Source organism: Streptomyces sp. PSU-S4-23, assembly GCF_055632315.1.
The window spans coordinates 4,888,206-4,900,716 of sequence record NZ_JBVMUU010000002.1 but is presented as its reverse complement, the minus strand read 5'-3'; the positions used below and the strand labels follow the sequence as shown (position 1 = coordinate 4,900,716).

12 protein-coding genes are annotated in these 12,511 nt (G+C 72.9%); 8 read left to right on the top strand and 4 right to left on the bottom strand.

Going from position 1 to position 12,511, the window contains the following annotated elements; genetic code table 11:
- Positions 1-39: 39 nt before the first annotated feature.
- Positions 40-888 (top strand): DUF3109 family protein, encoded by an 849-nt coding sequence (locus tag ACZ79I_RS22475; protein WP_471499283.1) that lies wholly within the window; start codon positions 40-42, stop codon positions 886-888.
- A 111-nt stretch (positions 889-999) separates the two neighbouring features.
- Here ACZ79I_RS22475 and ACZ79I_RS22470 read toward each other — a convergent pair whose 3' ends face one another.
- On the bottom strand, positions 1,000-2,736 hold the full coding sequence (locus tag ACZ79I_RS22470; RefSeq protein ID WP_471499282.1) for a hypothetical protein: 1,737 nt from the start codon (positions 2,734-2,736) through the stop codon (positions 1,000-1,002).
- A gap of 297 nt (positions 2,737-3,033) precedes the next feature.
- Here ACZ79I_RS22470 and radA point away from each other — a divergent pair, with 297 nt between their 5' ends.
- A complete protein-coding gene (gene radA, locus ACZ79I_RS22465) occupies positions 3,034-4,443 on the top strand; it encodes a DNA repair protein RadA (RefSeq protein WP_471499281.1) in 1,410 nt (469 codons plus the stop codon).
- Positions 4,444-4,524: 81 nt separating this feature from the next.
- Positions 4,525-5,649: a DNA integrity scanning diadenylate cyclase DisA gene (disA, locus tag ACZ79I_RS22460; protein ID WP_471499280.1), complete on the top strand. Its 1,125-nt coding sequence runs from the start codon at positions 4,525-4,527 to the stop codon at positions 5,647-5,649.
- A 127-nt stretch (positions 5,650-5,776) separates the two neighbouring features.
- On the opposite strand, the gene ACZ79I_RS22455 is transcribed toward disA, so the two are convergent.
- Complete coding sequence (locus ACZ79I_RS22455) at positions 5,777-6,598, bottom strand: hypothetical protein (RefSeq protein ID WP_471499279.1); 822 nt, start codon at positions 6,596-6,598, stop codon at positions 5,777-5,779.
- Positions 6,599-6,825: 227 nt separating this feature from the next.
- On the opposite strand from ACZ79I_RS22455, the gene ACZ79I_RS22450 reads away from it, so the two are divergent.
- From ACZ79I_RS22450 to cseC, 5 genes are all read left to right on the top strand, one after another.
- Entirely contained in the window at positions 6,826-7,791 is a 966-nt protein-coding gene (locus ACZ79I_RS22450) for an HhH-GPD family protein (RefSeq protein ID WP_471499278.1), read from the top strand.
- Positions 7,792-8,184: 393 nt separating this feature from the next.
- Entirely contained in the window at positions 8,185-8,724 is a 540-nt protein-coding gene (locus ACZ79I_RS22445) for a SigE family RNA polymerase sigma factor (RefSeq protein ID WP_471499277.1), read from the top strand.
- The gene (locus tag ACZ79I_RS22440) at positions 8,712-9,365 is read left to right on the top strand and encodes a hypothetical protein (protein WP_471499276.1); all 654 of its coding nucleotides are present in this window, start codon (positions 8,712-8,714) and stop codon (positions 9,363-9,365) included. Before ACZ79I_RS22445 ends, ACZ79I_RS22440 begins: the two co-directional genes overlap by 13 nt.
- Before the next feature lie 9 nt (positions 9,366-9,374).
- Positions 9,375-10,079: a two-component system response regulator CseB gene (cseB, locus tag ACZ79I_RS22435; protein ID WP_471499275.1), complete on the top strand. Its 705-nt coding sequence runs from the start codon at positions 9,375-9,377 to the stop codon at positions 10,077-10,079.
- An 8-nt stretch (positions 10,080-10,087) separates the two neighbouring features.
- A complete protein-coding gene (cseC, locus tag ACZ79I_RS22430; RefSeq protein ID WP_471499274.1) occupies positions 10,088-11,428 on the top strand; it encodes a two-component system sensor histidine kinase CseC in 1,341 nt (446 codons plus the stop codon).
- A 72-nt stretch (positions 11,429-11,500) separates the two neighbouring features.
- Here cseC and ACZ79I_RS22425 read toward each other — a convergent pair whose 3' ends face one another.
- Both ACZ79I_RS22425 and ACZ79I_RS22420 read right to left on the bottom strand, forming a co-directional pair.
- A complete protein-coding gene (locus tag ACZ79I_RS22425) occupies positions 11,501-11,944 on the bottom strand; it encodes a VOC family protein (protein WP_471499273.1) in 444 nt (147 codons plus the stop codon).
- Between the two features lie 58 nt (positions 11,945-12,002).
- Positions 12,003-12,428 (bottom strand): helix-turn-helix transcriptional regulator, encoded by a 426-nt coding sequence (locus ACZ79I_RS22420; RefSeq protein ID WP_471505140.1) that lies wholly within the window; start codon positions 12,426-12,428, stop codon positions 12,003-12,005.
- Between the last annotated feature and the right edge of the window lie 83 nt (positions 12,429-12,511).

Here is a 12,511-nt window from a genome sequence, read left to right as displayed (position 1 = left end):
CGGTCCTGAGAGCGATGCGGGGCCACTTACCCTGGAGGCGTGCCAAAGACGAAAAAGGCGAAGACCGACAAATCCTCCAGGGGATCGAAGGTTTCTTCGCAGGCGAGGGCGTCCAGGTCCGAGAAGGCCACGAAGACGAGCGACGAGAAGGGGCTCGACTTCGCGCGCGCGTGGGTGGAGTTTCCGGATCCCGCCGACGACGAGCAGGTGTTCCGGTGCGATCTGACATGGCTGACCTCGCGCTGGAACTGCGTGTTCGGGAGCGGCTGCCAAGGCATCCGGGCGGGCCGCGCGGACGACGGATGCTGCACCCTCGGAGCGCACTTCTCGGAGGAGGACGACGAGAAGCGGGTGGCCACGCACGTGGCACGGCTGACGCCGGAGATCTGGCAGCACCATGACGTGGGCATGGAGACCGGCTGGGTCGTGGAGGACGACGAGGGCTCACGGCAGACCCGCCCCTACCAGGGTTCGTGCATCTTCCAGAACCGGCCCGGGTTCCCGGGCGGGGCCGGCTGCTCGCTGCACATCCTGGCGCTGCGGGAGGGCCGCGAGCCGCTGGAGACCAAGCCGGACGTCTGCTGGCAGCTGCCGGTGCGGCGGACCTACGAGTGGATCGACCGGCCCGACGACACCCGGGTGCTGCAGGTGTCGATCGGCGAGTACGACCGCCGGGGCTGGGGACCGGGCGGCCACGACCTGCACTGGTGGTGCACGTCGGCGACCTCGGCGCACGGCGCGGGCGAGCCGGTGTACGTCTCCTACCGGGCCGAGCTGACCGAGCTGATGGGTGAGGCGGGGTACGACCGCCTGGCCGGGTTGTGCGAGCAGCGACTGGCCTCGCAGTTGCCCCTGGTGGCTCCGCATCCCGCGGATCCGGAGGTCTGACGGGGCCGCGAGGGCGTGCCGGGCGCGCGGCGGTGTGCCGGTGCTCGCGGTGCCCCCTCCCGGACGGGCTCCGCGAGGGCGCATCCGGACCGCGAGGACGCGTCCTCACGCCTACGAGGCCGGGCTCGGGCTGCCGCTGTCGGTGGGCGGGGGCGTCGACGCCGGCGGGTCGGTGGCGGGCGGGCTCGTGGGCGGCGGTTCCGTAGGGGTCGGGTCGCTGGGGGTGGGGTCCGGACCGGTCGGGGTCGGATCGCCCGGCCCGGGGCCTGACGGGGTGGTGTGCGTGGGGGTGGGGTGCGGGTCGGACGGGCCCGCCACCCCGTACCCGTCGATCGTGACCACGGCGTCCTCGGGGGTCACGGCCACGCGCGCGTGCCAGGGGCCGGACGGCTCGTGGAGGTGGTCGACGTAGACACGTACCGTGAACGACTCGCCGGGGCCGAGCGTCCCGGAGGAACGGTTCATGTAGAGCCAGGAGGCACCCGTCGACACCGACCAGTGGACCGGTGAGCCGCCGCCGGACGCCGTCAGCTTGATGAGGGTCGTGGTGCCGTCGTTGCCGGCCGTCACCGCGAGGTGTCCCGCGCCCGTGCCCGCCTTCACGCCGATGACCTCGACGGAGACATCGGGCGAGCGGCCGTCCTTGCCGAAGCGGGTGTCCGATCTCGCGCTGGCGTTGCCCGCGTTCTCGTAGCCGCCCGGACCCTCGCCGCCGAGCGTGTCGGGCCCGTGCGCCTCCGTCGCGGTGGCGGTGCGGCCGTCGGTGCCCTCGCCGACGAGGGGTGCGCCGCGGTAGGCGGCCCACAGGGCGAGGACGGGGGCCGCGACCACGGTGGCGACGACGGTCGTCGTGACGGCGCGCGCACGCAGACGGTCACGGCGCGCCGCGTGGTCCTTGGGGTCCATGGGGAAGCCGCGCCGGTCGAAGCGGGGGGCGCCGCCGCGCCCGCGTGAGGCGTGTGCCATCGCCACGCTCAGGGCCGTGCGCGGGGCCTCGATGACGGGGAGCGCGTCGGGGGTGACGCTGGTGCCGGGCCACGTGCCCGGTACCGCGCGTTCGGCGGTGCGGCGGCAGCGCGGGCAGTCGTCGACGTGCCGGACCAGCTCGCGGCGCAGGGTGGCGTTGAGGACGAGCTGCTGGTCGCCGGTGAGGCGGGCGACACCCGGGCAGGTGCCGGTCTCGACGACGGCGAGGGCGGCACGGGTGCGCTCGACCTCGCAGGCGCCCGACGCGAGCAGTTCACGCGTGCCGGCGAGGTCCATGCCCAGCACCGCGGCGACCTCGTGGGCGGCGAGCTGGTGGCGTACCGCGAGTTCGAGCGCCTCGCGCTGCTCGGGGGTGGTGCCGGCGGCCTCCGGCCAGGCGAGCTGCACGAGTTCCCGCCGGCGCAGCTCCTGGACCTCCTCGGGGACGGGCACGGCACCGATCGCCGCGGCGGCGCGCCGGTCGGCGGCCTCCTTGCGCGCGCGGGGGCCGCGATCGCGCCCGGCGGCGTGGCCGGCCTGGTGACGGCGCCGGGCCTCGGCGAGCCGCCGCAGACAGGACCAGCGGGCCAGGGCGTAGAGCCAGGCCCGGCGGTCGTCGGGGCTCTGCGGGCCGCGTGCGCCGCGGCGCTCGGCGAGCGCGAGGGCGTCCCCCAGCGCACCGGTCGCCGTGTCGTGGTCGCACAGCACGGAGAGGCAGTAGGTGAAGAGGCCGTCCAGGTAGGGCTCGTAGCGCGCGGGCGGCCGCCGTGCCGTGGTGCGGATGCTCGCGCCACGAGGAGCGCTCCCCCGCTTGCGCGCATCCTCGCGCGCCGGGTGTGCGCCGGTGGCGTGCTCTGAGGTCTCCGGCCTGCTGCTCATCACCCGTGCGACCGTAGGCGCCCAGGGGTGGTGCCTTCTCCCCCCTTGCGCACTTTTACTCCGTACGGGTGAAACGATCCCTCATACGGGGACAGGAACATGCGATTCCGCGGCTCATGGGGGATGCCGTGCGCCTGGAGTCTATGCGCAGGTGAACGGCGCGTTCCCGGGTTCGGCCGGATCACCGTCGGACGGAGTGGCGGGTCACGGCGCACGGAACGGTCCCGGGCAGCCCCCGCCCGGTCGGCCCCCGCGCACGTGCGTCCCGGAGTGTCAGTGGGCTCGGCTACGGTTTCGTCCATGGCTGCCCGTACCAAGACCACCAAGGACCGTCCGTCCTACCGCTGCACCGAGTGCGGCTGGCAGACGGCCAAGTGGCTCGGCCGCTGCCCCGAGTGCCAGGCGTGGGGCACGGTCGAGGAGTACGGCGCGCCCGCGGTGCGCACGACCGCCCCGGGCCGGGTGACCAGCTCCGCCGTGCCCATCGGCCAGGTCGACGGGCGGCAGGCCACCGCCCGCTCCACCGGCGTACCCGAGCTGGACCGCGTCCTCGGCGGCGGGCTCGTGCCGGGCGCGGTGGTACTGCTCGCCGGCGAGCCCGGCGTCGGCAAGTCCACGCTCCTGCTGGACGTCGCGGCCAAGGCGGCGAGCGACGAGCACCGCACGCTGTACGTCACGGGCGAGGAGTCGGCGAGCCAGGTGCGGCTGCGCGCCGACCGCATCGGGGCCATCCACGACCATCTCTATCTGGCGGCGGAGACCGATCTCGCGGCCGTTCTGGGCCACTTGGACGCGGTGAAGCCCTCACTGCTCGTCCTCGACTCCGTACAGACCGTCGCCTCCCCCGAGATCGACGGCGCCCCCGGCGGCATGGCGCAGGTGCGGGAGGTCGCCGGGGCCCTGATCCGCGCCTCCAAGGAGCGCGGCATGGCCACCCTCCTCGTGGGCCATGTCACCAAGGACGGCGCGATCGCGGGCCCGCGCCTGCTCGAACACCTCGTGGACGTCGTGCTGCACTTCGAGGGCGACCGGCACGCGCGCCTGCGTCTGGTACGGGGCGTCAAGAACCGGTACGGGGCCACCGACGAGGTCGGCTGCTTCGAGCTGCACGACGAGGGGATCACGGGCCTGGCGGATCCCAGCGGCCTGTTCCTGACCCGGCGCGACGAGCCGGTGCCCGGCACCTGTCTGACCGTCACCCTGGAGGGCCGCCGTCCGCTGGTGGCGGAGGTCCAGGCGCTGACCGTCGACTCGCAGATCCCCTCCCCGCGGCGTACCACGTCCGGTCTGGAGACCTCCCGAGTCTCGATGATGCTCGCCGTGCTGGAACAGCGCGGCCGCATCACGGCCCTGGGCAAACGGGACATCTACTCCGCGACCGTCGGCGGGGTGAAGCTGTCCGAACCGGCCGCGGACCTGGCGATAGCGCTGGCGCTGGCGAGCGCGGCGAGCGACACCCCCCTGCCCAAGAACCTGGTGGCGATCGGCGAAGTGGGCCTGGCGGGCGAGGTCAGACGGGTCACGGGCGTCCAGCGCCGCCTGGCCGAGGCGCACCGGCTGGGCTTCACGCACGCGCTCGTTCCGGTCGATCCCGGCAAGGTCCCCGCCGGGATGAAGGTGCTGGAAGTGGCGGACATGGGCGACGCCCTGCGGGTCCTTCCGCGCTCCCGTCGGCGAGAGGCCCCGCGGGAGGAGGAGGACCGCCGGTAGACTTTGCCCTGGTCTCGCCCGTCCGTACGAACCGAGTGTGCGACACGGGAGCGCCCCAGAACCTGCGACCGGAGGAGTGCAGTGGCAGCCAACGACCGGGCGGCGGCTCCCGGAAAGTCCGGTGGGAGTTCCGGTGCCGATGGCCTGATGCGCGCCTCTCTGAGCGCTGTGGCACCCGGCACGGCGCTGCGCGACGGACTTGAGCGCGTGCTCCGCGGCAACACGGGCGGTCTCATCGTGCTCGGCTCGGACAAGACCGTCGAGACGATGTGCACGGGTGGTTTCGTGCTGGATGTCGAGTTCACGGCCACCCGGCTGAGGGAGCTGTGCAAGCTGGACGGCGCGCTCGTGCTCTCCTCGGACCTGTCAAAAATCCTCAGGGCGGGCGTGCAGCTGGTCCCGGACCCCACGATCCCGACGGAGGAGACGGGCACACGCCATCGCACGGCGGACCGGGTGAGCAAGCAGGTCGGTTTCCCCGTCGTCTCGGTCTCCCAGTCGATGCGCCTGATCGCGCTGTACGTCGACGGACAGCGGCGCGTCCTGGAGGACTCGGCGGCGATCCTGTCCCGCGCCAACCAGGCCCTGGCCACCCTGGAGCGGTACAAGCTGCGCCTGGACGAGGTGGCGGGCACGCTGTCCGCGCTGGAGATCGAGGATCTGGTGACGGTCCGGGACGTCTCGGCGGTGGCACAGCGCCTGGAGATGGTCCGCCGCATCGCCACCGAAATCGCCGAATACGTGGTCGAACTGGGCACGGACGGTCGTCTGCTGGCCCTCCAGCTGGACGAGTTGATCGCGGGAGTGGAGCCCGAGCGCGAGCTGGTGGTGCGCGACTACGTGTCCGAGCCGACCGCGAAGCGCTCCCGCACGGTCGAGGAGGCGCTGTCCGAGCTGGACGCGCTGACCCACGCCGAGCTCCTGGAACTGCCCACGGTGGCCCGCGCGCTGGGCTACACCGGCTCGCCCGAAGCCCTCGACTCGGCGGTGTCCCCGCGCGGCTTCCGCCTGCTGGCGAAGGTCCCGCGGCTGCCCGGCGCCATCATCGACCGCCTGGTGGAACACTTCGGCGGCCTCCAGAAGCTGCTCGCGGCGAGCGTCGACGACCTGCAGACGGTGGACGGCGTCGGCGAGGCCCGCGCGCGCAGCGTGCGCGAGGGGCTGTCGCGACTGGCGGAGTCGTCGATCCTGGAGCGGTACGTCTGAAGCGACGCCGCACCGTTCCCGGGGCTTCCCCCGCCCCGCCCGGGGGGCTTCCCCGCCCCCGTCGGCCCGACCGCCCTGTCCGGACCTGGTCCTTCGACGTCCGGACCTGGTCCTTCGACGTCCGGACCTAGTCCTTCGACAGCACGAACGAGGTCTGGGCCGTCGGGAAGCCGGGAGCCTTCGCCTCCACCAGGTACGTGCCCGCCGACGCCGAACCCGCCGGAGGCGTCGCGCAGTTCGGGGCGCTCGGCTTGCGGTCCCACGTCACCGTGTATGTGGCACGGTCGTTCGCGGGCACGCGGAACAGCACGCTCCCCGGACCGCCCGGACAGTCGGCTGAGGACCAGAAGGGGCTGTCGCTGCCGGTCTGAGTGATCGTCACCACGGCCTTCTTCGGGCCGAGATCGACCTTGCAGTCGGTGCCGGACGCGTTCTTCGCGACCAGCTGGATGGTGGGGGTCTGTCCGGGCGCGTAGGTGTTGCGGACACTCTGCAGCACCAACTGCACAGCGCCTGAAGTGCAGTTGGGCAGCGAGGATCCGGACCCGGCGGGCAGTTGCCGGCCGCCGCCGGTGCCCCCGCTGCCGCCGTCGCCGCCCGAGCCGCCGTCCGAACCGCCCGAGCCGCCGTCCGAGCCGCCGTCCGCCCCGCCGGAGCCGTCGGACCCCGACGAGCCGGACGACCCCGAACCGTCTCCGCCGCCCGACTCATCGCGCCCGCCCGGGTGTTGGCTTATCGCGGGCCCGGTACCGGAGGGCCCCGGAGTGATCGACGAGGTGGGGTGCTTCCCGTCCGAACCGCTCGCTTTGCTCTTCCCGCCGCCACCCGAAGAGGTGACCATCCACACGGCGAAGAGCGCCAACACGACGACGACGGACAGCAGTACGGCCCTCCGTCGCCAGTAGATGGAGGAGGGAAGCGGCCCGACCGGATTGCGCAGAGATCCCACGGCGCAAACTGTACGAGAGATCGGACGGCCGCCTCGCCCCACCCGCCACCCTCACCCCCAACTTTTCCGGATCATCATCCCGCGCGGGCCGCGCCCGCCGCCGCCCACGGTGGACCACGGGGCCTCCGGCACACCCCACCGGAGGCGACGGGCCCACCGACACAAGCACCGCACCCCGAGCCGATCCCCCACCCTCCCACCCCTCACGTGGCAGGATCGGGATCGTCATGACTGCACCCACCACCCCCACCGCACCCGCACCCACTCCCACGACCGCCCGCACCCCCGCCCAGGCCGACGCCCCCGCCGGCCAGGACCCGGGCAGGGCCCTGCACGCCCCGGTCATCTCCTGGTTCGACGAGCATGCCCGCGATCTGCCCTGGCGGCGTCCCGAGGCCGGCCCCTGGGGCGTGATGGTCAGTGAGTTCATGCTGCAGCAGACGCCGGTCAACCGCGTCCTGCCCGTCTACGAGCAGTGGCTGGCCCGCTGGCCGCGCCCCGCCGACCTCGCCAAGGAACCCCCCGGCGAGGCGGTCCGCGCCTGGGGCCGCCTGGGCTATCCGCGCCGCGCGCTGCGCCTGCACGGCGCCGCGGTCGCCATAACGGAGCGGCACGGCGGGGACGTACCCACCGATCACGCCCAGTTGCTCGCCCTGCCGGGCATCGGCGAGTACACGGCCGCGGCCGTCGCGTCCTTCGCGTACGGGCAGCGGCACGCGGTCCTCGACACCAATGTGCGCCGCGTCCTCGCCCGTGCGGTCAGCGGACTGCAGTACCCGCCGAACGCCACCACCGCCGCCGAGCGCAAGCTGGCCCGCGCGCTGCTGCCCGAGGACGAGCGCACGGCCTCCCGCTGGGCCGCCGCCTCCATGGAGCTGGGCGCGCTGATCTGCACCGCGAAGAACGAGTGCTGCCACCGCTGCCCGATCGCCGCGCAGTGCGCCTGGCAGCTGGCCGGGAAGCCGCGGCACGACGGCCCGCCCCGCCGGGGCCAGACATACGCGGGAACGGACCGTCAGGTGCGCGGCCGGCTCCTGGCGGTGCTGCGGGAGGCCGTGGGCCCGGTTCCCCAGACGCTCCTCGACAGGGTGTGGGACGAGCCGGTACAGCGGGCCCGCGCCCTCGACGGGCTCGTCTCCGACGGCCTGGTGGAGCCCCTCCCGGGTGGCCTCTACCGCCTTCCGCTCACCTGACGCCGGACGGCCCGGGCGCGGCGCCGTCCGCAGCGCCCGGGCCGCCCGCGCACACCCGGCGCACAGGTGGTGCACAGCCCGCGGCAGGGCGAACCACAGGATCCGCCGTGTCACATCACGGCGTTACACGCCCGCCGGGCCGACAAATCACCCTGAAGCACCACAAAGTCCCGCTTGCCCTTACCCCGTTCCTACATCCGTTACACAACCGACGGACAGCCGAGCGCTGTCCGCAGGCTGGCTCGGACAACGCCGTGACAACCCGCCCGTAGCTTCATATGCATGCCGCGGACGGCGCGGCACACGAGCTGACACACGGTTCGGCGAACCGGCGCCCGGCTGTTGACCGCAGTCGGCACACGGGTCGGAAAACGGGGAACGGAGGCGGTTGGAATGGCGCACGGCGAGGTGCTCGAATTCGAGGAGTACGTCCGCACCCGGCAGGACGCGCTGCTGCGCAGCGCGCGCCGGCTGGTCCCCGACCCGACCGACGCACAGGACCTGCTGCAGACGGCGCTGGTGCGCACGTACGGCCGCTGGGACGGCATCGCGGACAAGCGCCTGGCGGACGCCTACCTGCGCCGCGTGATGATCAACACGCGCACCGAGTGGTGGCGGGCCCGCAAACTGGAGGAGGTCCCCACCGAGCAGCTGCCCGACGCCTCCGTCGAGGACTCGACCGAGCAGCACGCCGACCGCGCGCTGCTGATGGACGTCCTGAAGGTCCTCGCTCCGAAACAGCGCAGTGTCGTCGTGCTGCGACACTGGGAGCAGATGTCCACGGAGGAGACGGCCGCCGCCCTCGGTATGTCGGCCGGAACGGTCAAGAGCACGCTGCACCGGGCGCTCGCCCGGCTCCGGGAGGAGCTGGAGGCGCGCGACCTGGACGCACGCGCGCTGGAGCGTGAGGAGCGGGAGCGTTGCGCGGCCTAGGCACGGGGGCCATACGGCCCGGGGGAGCCCTCAAGGCGGCGGTGGCGGCGGTGGCCGCGATCGCCGCTCTCGGCCTTCTGCTGTCCGCCTGCGCCACCGGCGGCACGGGTGCGCGGGACGAGGGTCCCGCGGGCAGCGATCCGGTGGTCGCCGCCTCGCCCTCCCCCTCGCCCGCCACCAAGGAGCCCACCCGGCTGGACGTGATCAAGCTCGTCAAGGCCGATCCCGCCGTCTCGCGCGCGGTCAAGGCGGACCTGAAGCCGTGCGTGGCCGACGAGTACCCGGTCGACGTGTCGTACGGCGACCTGACCGGCGGCTCCGTGAACGACATCCTGGTGAACGTGATGACCTGCAGCGACGCGGTCGGTGTGGGGGCGTACGTGTACCGGATGAAGGACCACAGGTACCAGAATGTGTTCAAGGCCGAGTTGCCGCCGGTCTACGCGGAGATGGACCGCGGTGATCTGGTGGTGACCCAGCAGTTGTACGAGAAGGGCGACCCGCTGTCGTATCCCTCCGTCGAGGAAGTGATCACCTACGGCTGGCGGACGGACCACTTCACGGAGGTCTCCCCCCGAACGCGCAACGAGTACAGCAACACGGTGGGCAACGGCGGCACGACCGCCCCGAGCAGGGACTGAGAACGGCGGATGGCAGAGCAGACCCACGTCCTGTTCGTGGAGGACGACGACGTCATCCGCGAGGCCACGCAGCTCGCGCTGGAGCGGAACGGCTTCGCGGTCACCGCCCGGCCCGACGGGCTGTCGGGCCTGGAGGCTTTCCGTGCCGACCGCCCCGACATCGCCCTGCTGGACGTGATGGTGCCCGGCCTGGACGGGGTGAGCCTGTGCCGCCGTATCCGGGACGAGTCGACCGTTCCGGTGATCATGCTGTCCGCGCGCGCCGACTCGATCGACGTGGTGCTCGGCCTGGAGGCGGGCGCCGACGACTATGTGACCAAGCCGTTCGACGGTGCCGTGCTGGTCGCGCGCATCCGCGCGGTGCTGCGCCGCTTCGGGCACGCGGGCAACGGCGACCGGGCCGCCCGGAACGCGTCCTCGGTGGACGGCGGCGTGCTCACCTTCGGCGAACTGGAGGTGGACACCGAGGGCATGGAGGTACGGCGGTCGGGGCAGCCGGTGGCGCTCACACCGACCGAGATGCGGCTGCTGCTGGAGTTCTCGTCGGCCCCGGGCACGGTACTGTCCCGTGACAAGCTGCTGGAACGCGTGTGGGACTACGGCTGGGGCGGTGACACCCGCGTCGTCGACGTCCATGTGCAGCGGCTGCGCACGAAGATCGGCCAGGACCGGATCGAGACGGTCCGCGGCTTCGGCTACAAGTTGAAGGCCTGAGCAGGAGCATGCGGGGGATCCTCGGACGCCTGGTCCCGGACGACGCCATACGGACGGGCCTGCGATGGAAGCTCAGCGCGGCGATCGCCCTGGTCGGCGCGCTGGTCGCGATAGCGCTGAGCCTGGTCGTGCACAACGCGGCCCGTGTGTCGATGCTCGACAATTCGCGCGACCTCGCCATCGAGCGCCTCCAGGTGGCCCAGCGGATGTACGAGTCCGGGCGCACCCGGACCCTCGGGGTGAAGGTCGACGACCCGGTCATCCCGCATGACCTGCTGCAGAAGGTCATGGACGGCCGGCGCGCCACCTTCGTGGCCGAGGGCGCGCACGGGGTGCCGGACATCTGGGCGGCCGTACCGCTCAAGGACGGCAGGGTGCTGTCACTGCACACCCGTTTCACGGACCGCAGCGCGGATGTGATGAAGGACCTCGACCAGGCGTTGGTCATCGGTTCGATCGCGGTCGTGCTCGGCGGCTCGGCGCTCGGCGTGCTGATCGGCGGGCAGCTGTCACGGCGGCTGCGCAAGGCCGCGGCCGCGGCGAACCGGGTCGCGAAGGGCGAGGCCGACGTCCGCGTACGGGACGCGATCGGCGGCGTGGTGCGCGACGAGACCGACGACCTGGCGCGTGCGGTGGACGCGATGGCGGACGCGCTGCAGCAGCGCCTGGAGGCGGAGCGCCGGGTGACGGCGGACATCGCGCACGAGTTGCGCACCCCGGTCACGGGCCTGCTCACGGCGGCGGAACTGCTGCCCCCGGGCCGCCCCACCGAACTGGTGCTGGACCGCGCGAAGGCCATGCGCACGCTGGTGGAGGACGTCCTGGAGGTGGCCCGCCTGGACAGCGCCTCCGAACGGGCGGAGCTGCAGGACATCCTGCTCGGTGAGTTCGTCACCCGGCGGGTGGCCGCGAAGGACGCGGACGTCGAGGTCCGGGTGATCCACGAGTCGGAGGTCACCACGGACCCGCGCCGCCTGGAGCGGGTGCTGTTCAACCTGCTGGCGAACGCGGCACGGCACGGCAAGCCGCCGATCGAGGTGTCCGTCGAGGGCCGGGTGATCCGGGTACGGGACCACGGCCCCGGTTTCCCCGGGGAGTTGCTGGCCGACGGCCCGAGCCGCTTCCGCACCGGCAGCTCGGACCGCTCGGGTCACGGCCACGGCCTGGGCCTGACCATCGCGGCCGGCCAGGCCCGGGTGCTGGGCGCGCGGCTGACGTTCCGCAATGTGCGGTCGGCCGGGGCGCCGGAGCATGTGCCGGCCGAGGGCGCGGTCGCCGTGCTGTGGCTTCCGGAGCACGCGCCGACGAACACGGGGAGCTTCCCGATGCTGCCGCTGCCGGGCGGCTGACCCGCGGCAGGGCGTGGAGCAGCGCCCCGAGATCGCACCCTCGGGTGGCGTACCGGACGTCCGGCGGGGCGCTCAGGCCCAGTCCTTGTCCGGGTCCAGGCCGCCCTCCCGCCGCTGGGTGAAGGAGAACCAGTTGCCGGAGTCGTCGCGGAAGAGCGCCTCGGTGCCGTAGGGGCGCTCCTGCGGCTCCTGGAGGAACTCCACGCCGCGGTCCCTGAGCCTCTTGTAGTCCCCGTGGACGTCGTCGGTGACCAGTACGCCGGCGCCGAGGATCCCCTTGGCCACGAGCGTCTTCATCATCTCGGCGGACTCGGGGTCCATCGCGGGCGGGCCGGGCACCATGAGGGTCAGCTCGACGTCGGGCTGGTCCGGGACGCCGACCGTGAGCCAGCGCATGCCGCCCTCCCCCATGGTCATGTCGGTGCGGACCTCCAGGCCCAGCTTCTGCGTGTAGAACTCCTTGGCCCGGTCCTGGTCGAGGACCCAGACGGTCGTGATGGCGAGCCCCTTGATCATGGCGTACTCCCGGGTGTGCGGGGTGATGGGTGCGCTGCCACGGTAGGCAGCGGGGGCGTCAGCGCGCTTCTCGGGAATTGCTCTGCCGCCCCCGGTCCGCGCCGGGCCGGAACCCGCCCGCCCAGAGCATCGCGTAGCACCCGGGGATGAGGGCGGCGCCACGGCCCACGTGCCGGGCCCGGTACGCGGTCGGGGTGAGCCCGGTCCGGGACTTGAAGCGCGCCGAGAAGGTACCGAGGCTGCTGAAGCCCACGAGGTGGCAGATCTCGGTCACGGAGAGGTTCGCGGTCCGCAGGAGGTCCTCGGCCCGCTCGATCCGCCGGTGCGTCAGATACCGGCCGGGAGTCTCGCCGTACGCCGCCTTGAAGGCCCGTATGAAGTGGAAGCGGGAGTATCCGGCGTGCGCGGCCACGGCGTCGAGATCGAGTCCCGGGTCCGCCCAGTCCCGGTCCATCGCGTCCTTCGCCAGCCGGAGCTGCCGCATCCTGTCCACGCTCGGATGCTGCCACAGGCCACTGACATCGCACCGCGGCGGACGACCGCGCCGCGTCGTGGACACGCGCGGGC